General features: G+C 34.4%; 18 protein-coding genes. 8 read left to right on the forward strand and 10 right to left on the reverse strand.

Features of this window, described 5'->3' with window-relative positions; genetic code table 11:
- Positions 1–43: 43 nt before the first annotated feature.
- The gene (locus tag AA089_RS14450) at positions 44–958 is read right to left on the reverse strand and encodes a tyrosine-type recombinase/integrase (RefSeq protein ID WP_046757686.1); all 915 of its coding nucleotides are present in this window, start codon (positions 956–958) and stop codon (positions 44–46) included.
- Between the two features lie 151 nt (positions 959–1,109).
- Here AA089_RS14450 and AA089_RS14455 point away from each other — a divergent pair, with 151 nt between their 5' ends.
- Positions 1,110–3,242: a M3 family metallopeptidase gene (locus tag AA089_RS14455; RefSeq protein WP_046757687.1), complete on the forward strand. Its 2,133-nt coding sequence runs from the start codon at positions 1,110–1,112 to the stop codon at positions 3,240–3,242.
- Positions 3,243–3,313: 71 nt separating this feature from the next.
- Here AA089_RS14455 and rpmA read toward each other — a convergent pair whose 3' ends face one another.
- The 3 genes from rpmA to AA089_RS14470 all read right to left on the reverse strand — a co-directional run bounded on the left by rpmA (position 3,314) and on the right by AA089_RS14470 (position 4,792).
- Entirely contained in the window at positions 3,314–3,574 is a 261-nt protein-coding gene (rpmA, locus tag AA089_RS14460) for a 50S ribosomal protein L27 (protein WP_046757688.1), read from the reverse strand.
- Between the two features lie 42 nt (positions 3,575–3,616).
- Entirely contained in the window at positions 3,617–4,264 is a 648-nt protein-coding gene (rplU, locus tag AA089_RS14465) for a 50S ribosomal protein L21 (protein ID WP_046757689.1), read from the reverse strand.
- A gap of 90 nt (positions 4,265–4,354) precedes the next feature.
- Positions 4,355–4,792, reverse strand: a complete 438-nt coding sequence (locus tag AA089_RS14470) for a DUF4199 domain-containing protein (protein ID WP_046757690.1) — start codon at positions 4,790–4,792, stop codon at positions 4,355–4,357.
- A 169-nt stretch (positions 4,793–4,961) separates the two neighbouring features.
- Here AA089_RS14470 and AA089_RS14475 point away from each other — a divergent pair, with 169 nt between their 5' ends.
- The 3 genes from AA089_RS14475 to AA089_RS14485 all read left to right on the forward strand — a co-directional run bounded on the left by AA089_RS14475 (position 4,962) and on the right by AA089_RS14485 (position 8,828).
- The gene (locus AA089_RS14475; RefSeq protein WP_046757691.1) at positions 4,962–6,290 is read left to right on the forward strand and encodes a M16 family metallopeptidase; all 1,329 of its coding nucleotides are present in this window, start codon (positions 4,962–4,964) and stop codon (positions 6,288–6,290) included.
- Positions 6,291–6,389: 99 nt separating this feature from the next.
- On the forward strand, positions 6,390–8,480 hold the full coding sequence (locus AA089_RS14480) for a M16 family metallopeptidase (protein WP_046757692.1): 2,091 nt from the start codon (positions 6,390–6,392) through the stop codon (positions 8,478–8,480).
- Between the two features lie 132 nt (positions 8,481–8,612).
- Complete coding sequence (locus AA089_RS14485) at positions 8,613–8,828, forward strand: hypothetical protein (protein ID WP_046757693.1); 216 nt, start codon at positions 8,613–8,615, stop codon at positions 8,826–8,828.
- A gap of 80 nt (positions 8,829–8,908) precedes the next feature.
- On the opposite strand, the gene AA089_RS14490 is transcribed toward AA089_RS14485, so the two are convergent.
- Positions 8,909–9,790, reverse strand: coding sequence for a DMT family transporter (locus tag AA089_RS14490; RefSeq protein ID WP_046757694.1), 882 nt, complete (start codon positions 9,788–9,790; stop codon positions 8,909–8,911).
- Positions 9,791–9,925: 135 nt separating this feature from the next.
- On the opposite strand from AA089_RS14490, the gene AA089_RS14495 reads away from it, so the two are divergent.
- Positions 9,926–10,474 (forward strand): heavy-metal-associated domain-containing protein, encoded by a 549-nt coding sequence (locus AA089_RS14495; RefSeq protein WP_046757695.1) that lies wholly within the window; start codon positions 9,926–9,928, stop codon positions 10,472–10,474.
- Positions 10,475–10,665: 191 nt separating this feature from the next.
- Here the strand turns inward: AA089_RS14495 and AA089_RS25460 are convergent, their stop codons facing one another.
- The 5 genes from AA089_RS25460 to mutY are packed head-to-tail and all read right to left on the reverse strand — an operon-like array spanning position 10,666 to position 14,665.
- A complete protein-coding gene (locus tag AA089_RS25460; RefSeq protein ID WP_046757696.1) occupies positions 10,666–11,202 on the reverse strand; it encodes a hypothetical protein in 537 nt (178 codons plus the stop codon).
- Positions 11,203–11,205: 3 nt separating this feature from the next.
- Positions 11,206–11,769 carry a gliding motility lipoprotein GldD gene (gene gldD, locus AA089_RS14505; RefSeq protein WP_046757697.1) on the reverse strand — a complete coding sequence of 188 codons (564 nt, stop codon included), beginning with the start codon at positions 11,767–11,769 and terminating at the stop codon, positions 11,206–11,208.
- A complete protein-coding gene (locus AA089_RS14510) occupies positions 11,769–13,070 on the reverse strand; it encodes a gliding motility-associated protein GldE (RefSeq protein ID WP_046757698.1) in 1,302 nt (433 codons plus the stop codon). The genes gldD and AA089_RS14510 overlap by 1 nt, the downstream gene beginning before the upstream one ends.
- A 26-nt stretch (positions 13,071–13,096) precedes the next feature.
- Positions 13,097–13,585, reverse strand: coding sequence for a single-stranded DNA-binding protein (locus AA089_RS14515; protein ID WP_046757699.1), 489 nt, complete (start codon positions 13,583–13,585; stop codon positions 13,097–13,099).
- 42 nt (positions 13,586–13,627) lie between these two features.
- Complete coding sequence (mutY, locus tag AA089_RS14520; protein WP_046757700.1) at positions 13,628–14,665, reverse strand: A/G-specific adenine glycosylase; 1,038 nt, start codon at positions 14,663–14,665, stop codon at positions 13,628–13,630.
- A gap of 129 nt (positions 14,666–14,794) precedes the next feature.
- On the opposite strand from mutY, the gene AA089_RS14525 reads away from it, so the two are divergent.
- The 3 genes from AA089_RS14525 to AA089_RS14535 all read left to right on the forward strand — a co-directional run bounded on the left by AA089_RS14525 (position 14,795) and on the right by AA089_RS14535 (position 17,490).
- Positions 14,795–15,085 (forward strand): HU family DNA-binding protein, encoded by a 291-nt coding sequence (locus AA089_RS14525; protein ID WP_007095511.1) that lies wholly within the window; start codon positions 14,795–14,797, stop codon positions 15,083–15,085.
- A 324-nt stretch (positions 15,086–15,409) separates the two neighbouring features.
- Positions 15,410–16,957, forward strand: coding sequence for an Rne/Rng family ribonuclease (locus tag AA089_RS14530; protein WP_046757763.1), 1,548 nt, complete (start codon positions 15,410–15,412; stop codon positions 16,955–16,957).
- A gap of 89 nt (positions 16,958–17,046) precedes the next feature.
- Entirely contained in the window at positions 17,047–17,490 is a 444-nt protein-coding gene (locus AA089_RS14535) for a hypothetical protein (protein ID WP_046757701.1), read from the forward strand.
- Positions 17,491–17,542: the final 52 nt, after the last annotated feature.

The raw sequence follows: 17,542 nt of genomic DNA on the forward strand, positions 1-17,542 counted from the left end.
TCCATAATAATTAGTTATCCATCATTCAGATAACCAACCAAACTCAAAAATGCACAAAATTCCGTGGGTTTTTAACTGTCAATAACTCCGTTTTTTTCTTTTCATTGACATGCGCATACATTTGCGTGACGTTAATAGAACTATGCCCCAAAAAATGTTGAATATATCGAATATCAACATCTTCCTCTAATAACAAAGTCGCAAAAGAATGTCGGAACACATGTGGCGTAATAGTCCGCTGAATATTAGCTTTCATAGCATACTTTTTTACCAAAAAACGAACAGATTGTGTAGAAATCGGATTCCCAAAGCGGTTGATAAAAAAATACGAAGAAGTATCAATCATAGTTTTAAATGACAAATAGTTGTTTTGTAAAGCTTCTTGAGTTGCCGTATTTGTTATCGGAACATTGCGTTCCTTATTTCCTTTTCCAAGTATCCGAATAGTTTCAAAATTAGCACCAATATTTTCCTTTTTTAAACCACACAATTCAGACACTCTAATTCCAGTTGCCAACAACAATTCAAGTATGGCAACATTGCGAATTGCTTCCTTATACTGATATGAATTCTTAGTGTTAACACTTGCTTTTTCAGCGTATACATTTTTCAGAATAGCGTTAATTTCTGCAATTGATAAAATTTTAGGCAATAGCTTTTCCAACTTAATCTTGATACGGACTTTATGAAACGGATTTGTTTCAATTGCTTCTTCAAACTCTAAAAAAGAAAAAAAAGTTTTCAACGTAGCAACTTTTCGTTTCATCGTACGGGAAGCAAACTTTGATAATATACCTAAATACAATTTTAAATCATCTTTCGTAATCTTTGTAAGATCGTCAGTCTTCAAAAAAGTAGCAAACTGACGTAAATCTGTTTCATATGCCTTCAATGTTTTTGGACTTAATTTTTTTTCTATCTCACAATGAAATAAAAAAAAAGAAATTTCTTTCTTCATAAATAAAAAATAGGTTTAAGGGGAATTCAACAATGTTCAAAAAGCTAAAGATCACATAATTTTTTGACTCTTGTATAGAATGTTAAGATCATGAATCAAATTATATTTTTGTTCAAAAAACTGTATCTTGTTGTTCTTAAAATTTCTAAAAATGAAACAAACCTCAATAGCCATTATGAGTAGTATTCTGCTATTTGCTTCCTGCAAAGATGCTACTTCCGAGAAAAAATCAGAAACCGCTATGAACGATAATCCATTATTGACCGAATGGAACACACCTTACGGAGTGCCGCCTTTCGATAAGATAAAAAGTAGTGACTACTTACCCGCTTTTAAAATAGCACTAGAAGAAAATCAAAAAGAAATTACTGAAATCAGTGATAATTCCGAAGCACCAACATTTCAGAACACTATTGAAGCGTTAGAATTTAGCGGAAAATATCTCAACCGATTGCAACGTATATTTTATGCCGTAAATGGTGCAAATACAGATGATACTTTAAAAGCTGCCGCCAAAGAAATCACGCCTGCAATTGCTACTCACAACGACTTTATCAATTTAAATGCAAAACTGTATGCGCGTGTAAAAGCGGTGTACGATCAAAAAGACAAACTCAATTTATCAGCCGAGGAAACACGTTTATTAGAAGAAACACACAAACGATTTGTTCGAGCAGGAATTAGTCTCAAAGGAAAAGCACAAGACCGTTTACGCGAAATCAATACGCGATTGGCAAAACTAAGTGGCGATTTTGGAGAAAATCTATTAGATGAAACCAATGCTTTTGAATACCACATAACTGACAAGAAAGACTTAGGAAATCTTCCTGAAAGTTTAGTTTCTCTTGCGGCTGCAGAAGCTAAAAAAAGAGGTCACGAAGATGGATATTCGTTTACATTGCAACGTCCAAGTATCAATCCTTTTTTACAAACGTCTCCAAACAGAGAAGCGCGCAAAGCATTATTTGATGGCTATGCCATGCGTGCCAATAATGACAATGAAAACGACAACAAAGCTATTTTAAGTGAAATGGCTACGTTACGTTTGGAAAAGGCAAAACTATTGGGCTACGATTCGCATGCCGCTTACATTCTGTCGGATAACATGGCAGAAACTCCCGAAGCTGTATATGATTTCATGGACAAACTCTGGCCGTCTGCGTTAGCAATGGCGAAATCAGAGCGTGAAGCCTTAGCGAAGAAAATGAAAAGCGAAGGTGTTTCTGGAACTTTTCAAGGAAGCGATTGGAGATATTATGTAGAAAAAGTCCGTAAAGAACGTTACAACTTTGATGAAGAAGAAACACGTCCGTATTTTGAAGTAAATACAGTACGAGATGGTGTTTTTGCACTAGCGAAACAATTATTTGGTTTGACATTTAAGGAAATGAATACTGTTCCGAAATGGCATGAAGATCAACAAGTATTTGAAGTATTAGAAGCCGATGGAAAACACTTAGGAATCATTTATATGGATTTCTTTGCACGCGAAAGTAAACGTGGTGGCGCTTGGATGAATGCTTTACGTAGTCAAATGAATGTAGACGGTATGGTAACGCCAATTGTAACCAATAACTTTAATTATCCTGCTCCTTCCGGAGATTCGCCATCGCTATTATCTTTTACGGAAGCGGAAACCTTATTCCATGAATTTGGACACGCGCTCCACGGATTATTCTCAAATGTAAAATACGAATCGTTGTCAGGGACAAACGTTCCAAGAGACTTTGTTGAATTCCCATCGCAAGTAATGGAAAATTGGATGAGTGAACCGCAAGTATTGCGAATGTTTGCGAAACATTACAAAACTGGAGAAGTAATTCCTGATGCAATGATTAAAAAAATGAAAGATGCCAATTCATTCAATGGTGGTTTTGCTACGGTTGAATATATGGCAGCAGCATACTTAGATATGGCTTGGCATTCTAAAACAGCAGATATTCCAACAGATGTAAATACTCTTGAAAAACAAGCAATGACAGAACTAGGTTTAATTGATGAAATTATTCCACGATACAGAAGCACCTATTTTGGACACATCTTTTCAAGTCCAGTAGGATATTCATCTGGATATTACAGCTACTTATGGTCAGAAGTATTAGATGCAGATGCTTTTCAAGCGTTTAAAGACACAGGAAACATATTTGATCCAGCAACAGCAAAACGCTACCGTAAAATGTTGAGCATGGGCGGATCGCAACCTGGAATGGATTTATATGTTGGATTTAGAGGTACGAAGCCTGAAATAGATCCTTTACTAAAGAAAAAGGGATTTGTAGAATAATTTACAAATCCTTTCCAACAAAAAAAGCCTGAACAAATGTTCAGGCTTTTTTTATGTAATTTAAATCTTAATTATGCTTCGAATGGTTCGATAGACACATAAGATCTGTTGTTTGCTTTCTTTGTGAATTTCACAAGTCCGTCAACTTTTGCATGTAATGTATGGTCTTTTCCCATATATACATTTTCTCCTGGATTGTGAGTAGTACCTCTTTGTCTAACGATGATATTTCCAGCAATTGCTGCTTGTCCACCAAAAATCTTAACTCCTAATCGTTTCGATTCTGATTCTCTACCGTTTTTCGAACTACCAACTCCTTTTTTGTGAGCCATTTTCGTAAGGTTTTATTTTGTTATACTTAAGTGATTTTGCAATTATGCTTTACCACCATCTAATTCATCTTGCCATTTCTTCAACTCATCCCACTTTCCGTCAGCAGCTAATTGAGCTTGTGCTGGCCAAGTATCAGTTACGTGATTTCCACGAACTCCTGAGATAATTTCAGAAATTTTTGCTGGTTCTGTTTTTGCCAATTCAGCAAAAGTTGAAATTCCAGCTTCTACCAAAGTAGATGCGATTTTAGGACCAATTCCTTCAATCTTTTTCAAGTCATCAGCTTTAGTTGCTGTAGCTTTTTTAGCAGCAGGTTTCGCTACTGGCTTAGCTTCTTCTTTTTTAGCTTCTTTCTTTGGTGCTGCTTTTTTAGCTCCTGAAGCTACAATGTTTTCAATAACAATTTCAGTTAAAGACTGACGGTGTCCGTTTTTCACACGGTAACCTTTACGTCTTTTCTTCTTGAAAACAATAACTTTATCACCTTTAAGGTGCTTTAAAACTTTGGCCTCTACTGCGGCTCCGTTTATAGCTGGGGCGCCAATCGTAACTTGTCCGTTGTCATCTAATAAAAGAACATTGTCGAAAGTAACTTTCTTTCCTTCTTCTACAGCTAGACGATGTACAAATACTTTTTGGTCTTTCGCAACTTTAAATTGCTGCCCTGCCATCTCTACAATTGCATACATAGCGTATCGTTTAATTAATTAATTTTATCCAAAAAATGGACGCAAATATACATCTAATTAATTAATCTACAAATACTTCAACAATACTTTCTATGAGATATTCCAACTTGGTTTAAATTTCTGCATAAATAACAGACTTAAAACCACTGCCGAAGCAAAACCTTCTATCAATATAATGAAGAGTAAAATGCCTGGTTCTGAGGTATGACTTCCCAATCCCATTGCCATTATTTTTTCTGCAAAAGCGGTATCAATATGAAAAATATAAATTCCCATGAAAAGCGTAAAAAGCAAAGTAGCTACAAAACCAGCAACAATTCCAGCTTTGAATCCGTCAAAATAATTGAAACGAGCACCATTTTCTGCTTTTACATCTTTAATAATTTTATAAATACCAAATGCTACAATAAGTCCATTGAGTAAACGCAACCAAGGATTTTCATGCATTCCAAACAATCGTACGAGTAAAAAATATAATATCAACCCTAACGCGATGAATCCTCCATATTTTAATGCTTTCTTTTCCATTTTTAATTTTTTTATATTCTAATTAGTAATCAATTGATAGTCTTTAAATTACAAAAAATCGAGTACATGCCAAAATATTCTTAAAATTCTTTTATTTCTTGTATGCTGTAACATTTTTATAGAACTTGCGTCACATACAAAATAACTCAAGTAAAAAAGTAAAAACGCAATGAAAAAAAGATTATTTTCAATAGCCTCTTTGCTGCTTTTCGGGTTTCTTTCCCAAGCACAAGAAGTTAAGTTTGAAGAATATGATTTAGACAATGGTCTACACGTAATTCTTCACCAAGACAATTCGGCTCCTGTGGTCACTACAGCTGTTATGTATCATGTAGGAGCAAAGGATGAAACTCCAGAGCGTACAGGATTTGCTCATTTCTTCGAACATTTACTTTTTGAAGGAACAGAAAATATAGAGCGTGGACAATGGTTCAAAATCGTTTCTTCTAATGGAGGAAGCAACAATGCAAATACTACAGATGACAGAACGTATTATTACGAAGTTTTCCCTTCAAATAATTTAGAATTAGGATTATGGATGGAATCAGAACGTATGCTTCATCCTGTAATTAATCAAATTGGAGTTGATACTCAAAATGAAGTTGTTAAAGAAGAAAAAAGACAACGTGTAGACAATCAGCCTTACGGAGGTATTCTTGAAAACATCAAGAAGCACATGTTTAAAAAACATCCATATAAAGGAACTACGATTGGAAAAATGGAGCATTTAGATGCTGCTACTTTAGATGAGTTTTTAGCTTTTAACAAAAAATATTACGTGCCAAACAACGCTACGTTAGTCGTTGCTGGAGATATTGATGTTGCTGCAACTAAAAAGATGATCAAGGATTATTTTGGAGCTGTTCCTAGAGGAAAAGATATCGTTAGAAGTTTCCCAAAAGAAGATCCTATTACAACACAGTTCCGTGAGAAAGCATATGATCAGAACATACAAATTCCTATGATTATATCTGCCTACAGAACACCTTCATTCAAAACAAGAGATGCAAGAGTTTTAGATATGATTTCTTCTTATTTAAGTAATGGAAAAAGTTCTAAATTATACAAACGTTTAGTAGACGAAAAGAAAATGGCATTAGCTGCACAAGCAGTAAACATTAGCCAAGAAGATTACGGAATCTACGCTGTATTGGCACTTCCTTTGGGAGAAAATACTTTGGATGATTTGATTGCTGAAATGGACGATGAAATCAAAAAAATACAAACAGATTTAATTTCTGAAAAAGATTATCAAAAACTTCAAAACAAATTTGAAAATTCATTTGTAAACTCAAACGCAAGTGTACAAGGAATTGCAAATTCTTTGGCTAGATACAATGTTTTATACGGAGATACGAACTTAATCAATACGGAAATTGATATCTACAGATCAATTACGAGAGAAGAAATCAGAACCGTAGCGAACAAATATTTAAAACAAAATCAACGCTTGATTTTAGAATATTTACCAGCTGAAAAAATAGAAGAAAAAAAATAAAAAGATAATGAAATGAGTCAGTGCATAATTTAAACAATGTAAGTTTAAATTTTCTGACGAATTCCATCTGACCTTTTAAAAAACATTAAAAAATAACAGATGAAAACAAAAATATTTTCACTCCTTGTATTGTTTTTAGCCTCGCTAACAATGCAAGCCCAAATAGATAGATCAGTGCAACCAAAACCAGGACCTGCACCAAAGATCAATATTGGAAAGCCCGAAACTTTTACACTAAAAAACGGACTTACGGTAATGATTGTAGAAAACAACAAATTACCGCGTGTTTCTGCAACACTTACTATTGACAATCCGCTTGTGTTAGAAGGAAAAAAAGCAGGACTCACGAGCTTGGTAAGTTCATTATTAGGAAGTGGTTCTACTTCTATTTCTAAAGATGACTTTAATGAAGAAGTTGATTACTTAGGCGCTAATTTAAACTTTGGTTCACAAAGTGCGTTTGCAAGTTCGCTTTCAAAATATTTCCCTAGAATTATGGAATTAATGGCTGATGCCGCTTTAAATCCTAATTTCACATCGGAAGATTTAGAAGCTGAAAGAGCTAAAATTTTAGAAAACCTAAAATCGGAAGCAAAAAGTGTAACTGCTATTGCAGGAAGAGTACAATCGGTATTGGCGTATGGAGCAAATCACCCTTACGGAGAATTTATTACGGAAGAAAGCATTAAAAGTGTAACGCTTGACGATGTAAAAGCATTTCACAGTAAATATTTCAAACCAGACAATGCATATTTAATTGTTGTTGGGGACGTAAAAGCTAAGAAAGCTAAAAAATTAATTAAGAAACTTTTCAACAAGTGGGAAAAAGGAACTGTTATAGCTGATACGTTTGATACAGCAAAAAATCCTATGACAACAGAAGTAAACTTCATCAACATGGACAACGCTGTACAATCTGAATTAAGTGTTCAGAACACCGTAACATTGACCATGAAAGATGATGACTATTTCCCTGTATTAATTGCCAACAACATCTTAGGTGGTGGTGGAGAAGCACGTTTATTTAACAACTTACGTGAAGACAAAAAATTCACATACGGTTCGTACTCAAGAATTGGAAACAACAAAAAAACAGTTTCTACATTCAAAGCTACGGCGAGTGTACGTAATGAAGTAACTGATAGTGCGGTTATTGAAATTTTAAAAGAAATTAAAACCATTACTACAGAATTAGTTTCTGCGGAAGAACTAAAAAATGTAAAAGCAAAATACGTTGGAAACTTCGTTATGGGAATCGAAAGACCTGCTACGGTTGCAAACTATGCTTTGCGTATCAAAACACAAGACTTACCAGCAGATTTCTATGAAACGTATTTAGAGAAAATCGAAGCGGTTTCAAGAGAAGATGTATTAAGAGCTGCCAAAAAATATTTCCAAAAAGATAACTTACGAATAGTAGTTACCGGAAAAGGAAGCGAAGTAGTTGATGCTTTAGAAAACTTAACATTTGACGGAAAAAAGATTCCTGTTAAATATTTTGACCAATATGGAGCGCCAACAAAAAAGCCTGAATTCAAAAAGCCAATTCCTGCTGGCGTTACAGCACAAACGGTAATTGACAACTATATCAAAGCCATTGGCGGAAAAGACAAATTAATGTCTGTTACTTCAATAGTTCAAGAAATGGGCGCTTCTTTCCAAGGAATGGATATGTCAATGGTTTCAAAACGCAAATCTCCAAACCTTTTTATGGTTGATGTAAGCATTGCAGGAATGGGAAGTGTTAACAAGCAAACATTTGATGGCGAAAAAGGTTACATTGCTGGACAAGGTCAAAAAAGAGATATGCCAGCAGAAATGCTAGCTGACATGAAATCTCGTAAAGGATTATTTCCAGAATTAAACTATGATTCTAGTAAAACTACACTCAAAGGAATTGAATCTGTAGATGGAAAAGATGCATACGTTATTGAAGTTGAAAAAGCTAACGGAGATAAAACATCTAATTTTTACGATGTAAAGTCTGGTTTAAAAATTATGGAACGTTCAATGGTAAAAGGTCCTGGAGGACAAGAAATGCCACAAGATCGTATGTTAGGTGATTACAAAGAAGTAAATGGTATAATGATTCCACACGCGATGATTATTCCTGCAGCAGGACAAAAAATTGAAATGATTGCTGTTTCTACTAAAATTAATGAGCCTTTAACAAAAGCTGATTTCGAATAAACCATATTTATTTTTAATATATAAAAGCTGAAAGTTGTGTACATAACTTTCAGCTTTTTTTTAGTTTAATTAATAAATAAGATATATTTACTTACATTTATAAAAATATTTTTAATTAAAAAATGTAAGATTATGAGTATAAAAAAGATGAAATCATTTAAGGTTCTAACGAAAAAGGAACAGAAAGAATTAGTTGGAGCAAATATTAATCCTATAAAATCTTGTGAAGCACAAGCAACACTTTCAGCAGCAATAGACGCTTACGGCGAACACTTTTTCCAAGAGTTTTATGAAATGTATTACCAAATAGCCTATGAGAATTGCATCAATGGAACTTGGGATTCTTAAAATTAATTTCCAATAGAAAACAGCTGGAAATTGTCCTAAACAAAATAAAATCTAAAAAAAGCTGAAAGTTATACTGATTTTTAGCTTTTTTTAGCTCGCTTATTCACCAAATACACACCAACCAAAATAATAATTCCTCCTAATAATTGATAAATACTTAAACGCTCACCGAAAATCAATCCCCAAAAAATAGCCACAACTGGCATCGTATAGGTTACTGAAGAAGCAAAAACTGGACTCGAAATTTGGACCAGTCTATTATAAATTACTTTTGCTACAGCACTCCCAAATAACGATAGAATCGCTACATAACCCAAAGCAATTTGCATCGCTTCGTTTTCTAAAACTGTATCAAAAAAACCTGTATACCATAATATGATGAGTCCTGGAATACTAATAATTACGAAATTTCCAGCTACAATCGCAATCGCGTTCAAATCGTTCAAATGTCGTTTTATAATATTCACATTCAAGCCATAACCAATCGTTGCTAATAGAATAAAAATACTATACCAATAATTTTGACTTGGCTGAAATTCTGCTCCAGCAAATACCAATACCAACGCACCAACTAAACCGAGAATTACTCCAACAATTTGCCGTTTCGACACGACAACTCCAAAAAATAATACGCCGAAAATGATGGTATGAAGCGGCACTAAAGAGTTTAACATACTGGCTACCGAACTATCCAACTGTTCTTGTGCAATTGCGAATAAAAACATGGGAAGCATAGAACCTGCCAAAGCCGTCCAAAAAATCCACTTCCATTGTTTGCGTTCAATCAATTTAACTTTCTTCAATCCGACAGAAAAAATAAACAATCCTGTCAACACAACTCGCAAAGCACCAACTTGTATTGAACTCAATCCGTGCATTGCCTGATCAATCAAAATAAAAGAACTTCCCCAAATTAACGACAATACGCCAAGATAAATCCACTTCAGTTTTTCGGTATTCATACGAATGATTCAAAAATTCTACACAAAAGTCGGACAATTATTTTGAATACTTTAACCATAATTGTGTAATTTTGTGATAAACATATAAGTCAAAACTATACTGAGTTTTCAGTGTACTCACTAAAAATATATACAATGAAAAAAATACTTTTTGTTTTCGCATTAGCACTTGCTATTGTAAGTTGTAAAAATAACGCGACACCAGAAACGATATCAGTTGATACACAAGCCGAAACTGTAAAAAAAGAAACAACTACACAAGATATTGCGGCAAACTATAACAAAGCTGAGTTTAAAATTGATGGAATGACTTGTGCTATCGGATGTGCAAAGCGCATTGAGAGCAAATTAGCGTCTATGGACGGCGTAAAATCGGCAACGGTAGACTTTGAACAGAAATTGGCAATGGTTGAATACAACGAAACTAAGGTTGATTTTGACGCGTTGACAAGTACAGTTGCCAAAGTTCCTGGAGATTATAAAATATCTGACATGAAAAATGTGGATGCTTTTGGCAAAACATGCAAAGCAGACTGCAAAATGGAATGCTGTGCTAAAAAAGGAGAAGCTAAAAAAGCATGCAAGGCGGATTGCAAAATGGCTTGCTGTACAAAAAAAGAAGAAGCTAAAAAGGTGGCATGTGCTGACGATTGTAAAAAAGATTGTTGCACAAAAAAGGTATAACTTTTTAAATACAATAATTTAGAATCCTCAATTGTAACGATTGGGGATTTTTTAATATAAAAATGTACCAATTCAATGATTTAGTAATTTGGTCATAGAAATACAGAGATCTAAAAGGCATCTCGACTGCGCTCGATGTGGCTTTTTGAAATTGTAAATGCCAAATTATAAACGTTGAATGTAAAAGTATTTTAAGACTTACGCGAAGCGACCAAAAAGCGAAGCAACCCAAAAAGCGAAGCAACCCAAAAAGCGAAGCGACCAAAAAGCGAAGCAACCCAAAAAGCGAAGCGACCAAAAAGCGAAGCAACCCAAAAAGCGAAGCGACCAAAAAGCGAAGCAACCCAAAAAGCGAAGCGACCAAAAAGCGAAGCAACCCAAAAAGCGAAGCGACCAAAAAGCGAAGCAACCCAAAAAGCGAAGCGACCAAAAAGCGAAGCAACCCAAAAAGCGAAGCGACCAAAAAGCGAAGCAACCCAAAAAGCGAAGCGACCAAAAAGCGAAGCAACCCAAAAAGCGAAGCGACCAAAAAGCGAAGCAACCCAAAAAGCGAAGCGACCAAAAAGCGAAGCAACCCAAAAAGCGAAGCGACCAAAAAGCGAAGCAACCCAAAAAGCGAAGCGACCAAAAAGCGAAGCAACCCAAAAAGCGAAGCGACCAAAAAGCGAAGCAACCCAAAAAGCGAAGCAACCCAAAAAGCGAAGCGACCAAAAAGCGAAGCAACCCAAAAACTACTCTTCCCACTTCAACGTTTCAATCAACGTACGAATGTCTTTTTTAATATATACCACCGCTGGATAAATAGAATCATAGTTTGGTATAGCATTGAAATATAACGAACCTGTTAAGAAATGTTTTGTACTATCCGTAACGTAAAATTGTGCTTGTGAAGCGGCATTTCCTTCTACTTCATACACCATTCCATATACATTTTGTGCTTTGTTTTCATATACTGTTGGTTCAATCGCATCTGCTTTTACCGCATGTTCATAGGTAAGTTTCTGAACATCTTCCAGTAATTGATTTAAGTTGTCATCAATTTCTACGTATGATAAATGCAATGTTCCATTTAACGCTGGATAGTCTAAATTCATCCAACAATTTTTCTTCGGAACTATGTTAGCTATTTGGTTTTTTTCAAAAGTATACGGACAATCGGTTTGCATTTTGGCATACACAGGCTCAGGATATTGCAAACTCAAAAAACCATTTGGCTTTGGCAACACTTCTCCTCCACATGAAATTAATATACTACTGAGTACTGAAATGATACTTATATACTTAACTAGCTTCATTATTTGAGTGTTACTTTTACTTGTTTCAATCGTTTGTTGTCAATTACTTCTACGGTAAACGTATAGTTACTAAAGTTTATTTTATCTTTTACTTTTGGAAAGCCTCTAAAAATTTCCAATACAAAACCTGCAATGGTTTCCGATTCGCCTTTTTGTGCTTCAAATTCTGACGGATCGTCTACTCCGATTACTTTATAAAAGTCTTTTAAATTGGTTTTTCCTTCAAAGACATAATTTTTATCATCAATTTTAGAATAAATTAAATCTTCATCATCAAATTCGTCACTAATATCGCCTACAATTTCTTCAATAACATCTTCTAGTGAAACCAATCCAGAAGTTCCTCCATATTCGTCAACCACAATAGCCAAATGAATTTTCTTTTCCTGAAATTCACGTAATAAATCGTCTAATTTTTTATTTTCAGGTACAAAATATGTATCACGAAGCAGCTTTGTCCAAGCGAAGTTTTTAGCATCAATATGCGGAATTAAATCTTTTACATATAAAATTCCCGAAATTTCATCCAAACTTTCTTTATACACAGGAATTCTAGAATATCCATTTTTTGTAATTTCTTTCAAAACGGTTTCAAACGGCAGTTCTTCCTTTAGTGCAAACACATCCATACGCGGTCGCATTACCTGCTTGGTGTCTGTATTTCCAAAAGAAACAATTCCTTGTAAAATTTTCTGTTCTTCTTTCGTGGTTTCGTCTTCCGAAGTCAATTCTAATGCTTGCGATAATTGATCTACAGAAAGGTGCGAACGTTGCTTTCCTAGTTTTTTCTGAATCAATTCAGACACAAAACTCATCGGTCCGCTAATCGGCATAAAAACTTTATCCAAAATATTTAACGGATATGCCATCATTGCCGAAAACTTGTGTTTATTACGACTTGCATATACTTTAGGAAGAATTTCGCCAAACAGTAAAATTAAGAAGGTTACGACACCAATTTCAATAACCAATCTAATCCATTCTGTCGTTATTCCTGAAAAGAATACATTGCTTAAGGAAGCAAATAACAACACGGTTGTAATATTGATAAAATTATTGGCAACTAAAATTGTAGCCAAGAGTTTTTTGGGTTTTCGAAGCAATTTAGCAACCAATTGCAAACGCGGAGATTCATTTTCTTCTGCTTCGTTTACTTCTGTTGGCGACAGCGAAAATAATGCTACTTCTGCGCCAGAAATTAAGGCAGAACAAGCTAATAAGATACCAAAGAAAATAATCTTAAAAATTACCAGTCCGTCAAAAACTGTTAAAAAAATGATTATACTGGGTTCTGGATCCAAACTTTCAATAGTTAATTAAACTTCGATTAAAATGGTAGATCATCGTCTTCCTCAACAGGAGTGGCTTGTGGCGCTTGCTGTTGTGGTTGTACTGGCTGTGCAGCTTGATGATTTGTAGTCGTAGGCGCATTACTCGCCATATTACTTCCCGAATTAGAAGCATTTGCCTGTGCTTCTTTTTTGGTTGACAAAAATGTAAAATCGGTTACTTGCACTTCCGTAGAATAGCGCGTATTTCCGTCTTCGCCTTGCCATTGTCTATTTTTCAAGCGACCTTCCACATATACTTTATCGCCTTTACTTAAATATTTTTCACAAATTTCAGCAGCTTTATTTCGTACTACAATATTGTGCCAATCGGTATTAACAACGCGTTCGCCTGTTTGTTTATTTGTATAGGAATCATTTGTTGCAATTGGAAAACGCCCAATACAACCGCCACCTTCAAAGTAATGCATTTTTACTTCATCACCCAAGTGCCCTATCAACATTACTTTATTTAGTGTTCCACTCATATTTTTAAATTTACGTGTATTATCAAATGTACTAAAAAACCATTAAAAATTGAAAGCTTCAATGAAGTTTCCAATCAAAATCGGAACTGGATATTCTCTAATTTTGCGCAAAGGTATTCCGTTTTTTAAGATATTACTAGTTTCTACAATCCAAAATGTAGTATACAAGTGCTGATGCGACAACTTGTGTACAATTGTTTTTTCGTTGAATTGTGTAATAGAAAAATCTTGAATATTGATAATTTCTTGAATTTCAGCCTGATGTTGCTCAATATTTTCTACTTCCTTTGTGGTTTCAAGCAGTGGAAATTGATACAAACCTTGCCAAATTCCTTTTCCTTTTCGCTCTTCCAAAAGCGTCTGTTGTTCATTTGCAATAACGACCAAATAGTTGAACCAACGGTTTTTTATCTTTGTTTTTTTCAGCTTGACTGGCAACATATTGACACGTTGATTTTTTAATCCTTCACAACTTGAAGCCAACGGACAAATGATACAATATGGACTTTGTGGTTTGCATTGTACGGCGCCAAATTCCATAATTGCCTGATTGAAATTAGCAGGATCGTCATGATCTACCACTTCAAACGCTAATTTTTTGAACAGTTTTATGCCTTCTGTACTATTTATAGGTGTATCAACATCAAAATATCGCGCCAAAACTCTGTATACATTTCCGTCGACTACGGGCGCAACTTCGTCAAAACAAATAGAAGCGATGGCACTTGCGGTATAATCGCCAACACCTTTTAGCTTCAAAAGCGCTGCATATGTGTTTGGAAACTTTCCATTATAATTGTTTACAATATCTTTTGCGGTATAGTGTAAATTGCGCGCACGTGAGTAATAGCCGAGTCCTTGCCAAAGTTTTAACACCTGTGATTCTTCGGCTTTCGCCAGATCGTGTACGGTTGGAAATGCTGCTGTAAACTTCTCATAATAAGGCAATCCCTGAGCAACGCGTGTTTGTTGCAACATAATTTCGGAGAGCCAAATTCGGTATGGATCTTTGGTTTTTCGCCAAGGCAAATCGCGCTTATTTTGAAAATACCAATGTATAATTTCTTTAGAAAACTTCATTAAATTGAATAATACGCAAAAATAAATCTTTATATCGTTAAATTTTAATCAATTAGAATATTATTATTATCTAATTAATTATATATTTGCATCCCTTAATTTTATAACGAATAAACAAAATATATTAAAATGACGAAAGCGGACATCGTAGCAAAGATTTCAGAAAAACTAGGAATGGAAAAAGGTGATGTACAGGCAACTGTAGAAACTTTTATGGAAGAAGTTAAGAATTCTTTAGAGAGTGGAGACAATGTTTACTTAAGAGGTTTTGGTAGTTTCATTATCAAAACTAGAGCTGAGAAAACAGGTAGAAACATTTCTAAGAATACAACTATTAAAATTCCTGCACACAATATTCCTGCGTTTAAGCCTGCAAAAGTTTTTGTTGAAGGCGTAAAGAGCAACGTTGAAGTAAAGTAATTGAAAAAATAATTTATTAATTAAAAACATAGAGCATTATGCCAAGTGGTAAGAAAAGAAAAAGACACAAGGTGGCTACGCACAAGCGTAAAAAAAGAAGAAGAGCTAATCGTCACAAGAAGAAGTAGTTTATTACAAACTACTTTCTTTGTTTTATAGATTTTATAAAACACACGTTCTTTGAAAAAAATTGCATGCCTAAAATGTAAGCACTACTGTCTTGTGCTTGCATTGGCGTATGCATATTTTATTGGGTAAAAACAATACCTGTTGAAAATTGTTTAATCCATCTATACAATTTGTATGGATAAAAATTTTATCAGAGTGAATAAAGAATTAATAATTAGATCCAATTCCTCTGAAGTAGATTTTGCCTTGCTAAAGGATGGAAAACTTATAGAATTACATAAGGAAGAAGACAATAATGATTTTGCAGTTGGAGACGTATTTCTTGCTAAAATAAGAAAACCCGTTTCTGGACTAAATGCAGCTTTTGTAAATGTTGGCTACGAAAAAGATGCCTTTTTACATTACCATGATTTAGGACCGCAACTTCCTTCTTTATTGAAGTTTATAAAACGTGTAAGCACAGGTAAATTAAAAGATTTTACATTAAAAAACTTTCCTTTTGAACCAAATATAGATAAGAATGGTAGCATCATGGATGCTATAAAAGCCAATCAATCTTTACTTGTTCAAATTGTAAAGGAGCCAATTTCGACCAAAGGTCCTAGAATTAGTTCTGAACTTTCTATTGCTGGACGATATATTGTACTTGTTCCGTTTTCGGATCGTGTATCTATATCACAAAAAATAGAAAGTAAGGAAGAAAAAGACCGTTTAAAACGTTTGGTACTCAGTATCAAACCAAAAGGTTTTGGCGTTATTGTACGTACAGTAGCTGAAGGCAAAAAAGTAGCTGAATTGGACCAAGATTTACAAAATTTGTTGACAAAATGGTCAACAATGTGTAAAAAGCTATATAAAGCTGAACATCCTTCGAAAGTATTGAGTGAAATGAATAAAGCATCCTCAATTTTGAGAGATATCTTTAACGAGTCATTCACAGGAATACAAGTAGATGATGAAGATCTTTATTACGAAATTAAAGAATACGTGCAGAAAATTGCACCAAAAAAAGAGTCTATTGTAAAATTGTACCAGTCAAAAGTTCCACTTTTTGAAAAATATGGAGTAGAACGACAAATTAAAACCTCTTTTGGAAAAACAGTTTCCATGAGTAAAGGCGCTTATTTAGTGATAGAACACACCGAAGCGTTACACGTTGTTGATGTCAACAGCGGTAACCGTTCTAACAAAGCCCGCACACAAGAGGACACTGCATTAGAAGTCAACATGATTGCCGCAAGAGAAATTGCAAGGCAACTCCGATTGCGCGATATGGGAGGAATTATCGTCATCGACTTTATCGATATGACCAATGCAGAACACCGAAGAACTTTGTTTGATCATTTGAAGACAGAAATGAAAGACGACAGAGCGAAACACAAAATATTACCTCCTAGTAAATTTGGTTTGGTACAAATTACACGACAAAGAGTACGACCAGAAGTAAATATTAAAACACGCGAGAAAAACCCTAATGGTGGCGGAAGCGAAGTAGAGGCTCCGATAGTGCTCGTTGATAAAATTACGACTGATCTAGAAAGAATTTTAGCCAAGAAAGATGGCTTAAACGGAGTTACGTTAAACACGCATCCTTTTATTGCGGCGTATCTCACAAAAGGATTTCCATCCATCCGTTTTAAATGGTTTTTGAATCATAAAAAATGGGTAAAAATATTACCAAGAGATGCTTACACGTATCTAGAATATCGTTTTAAAGATAAAAACGATGAAGTTTACAACTAATAAAAAGCGATCAGAAATGGTCGCTTTTTTTGGTTTTAATACTTTTAGAAATAATAAAGTTAAATTTATCAAAATTCTAAAATATCCAGATGTCAACAATCTTTCCATATGTCCCAGTAATCATTATTATGTCCTTTTTAATCATTTACACACTAAAGAGGAAATTACAAAAGGTTGCAGTCGCTAAACTTTCTGAATCTTCTGTTGATATTCATAATGAACAACCTGTTACATATGCTATTAATATTCTTGGACTAACAAATGAGTATGATATTGACATATTACAGCCGATTGTTGTTTTTGAAAACAGAACTACAGTTAAACTTACCAAAGTACTTTTCCCAAGAATTAACTGGAAAAGACAGCCAGCACTTCAAAAGTGGAAATTTAAAGCACATGAAAAAGGAACGTACACCATTACGTTTCCTAATTCAGAAAAATTTGTTTTAGAAAACCCAACTCTTACTTCAAAAAAAGTTTTTAGCGACAGAAAGATATTTACAAAAGATTTAATGATTTTAATTACGAAATAAATAAGGAATCTAAACTAGTTCAAAAAAAATTTGCAAATACTTTTTTGGTAAT

It is taken from the genome of Kordia jejudonensis (assembly GCF_001005315.1).
GTDB lineage: Bacteria > Bacteroidota > Bacteroidia > Flavobacteriales > Flavobacteriaceae > Kordia > Kordia jejudonensis.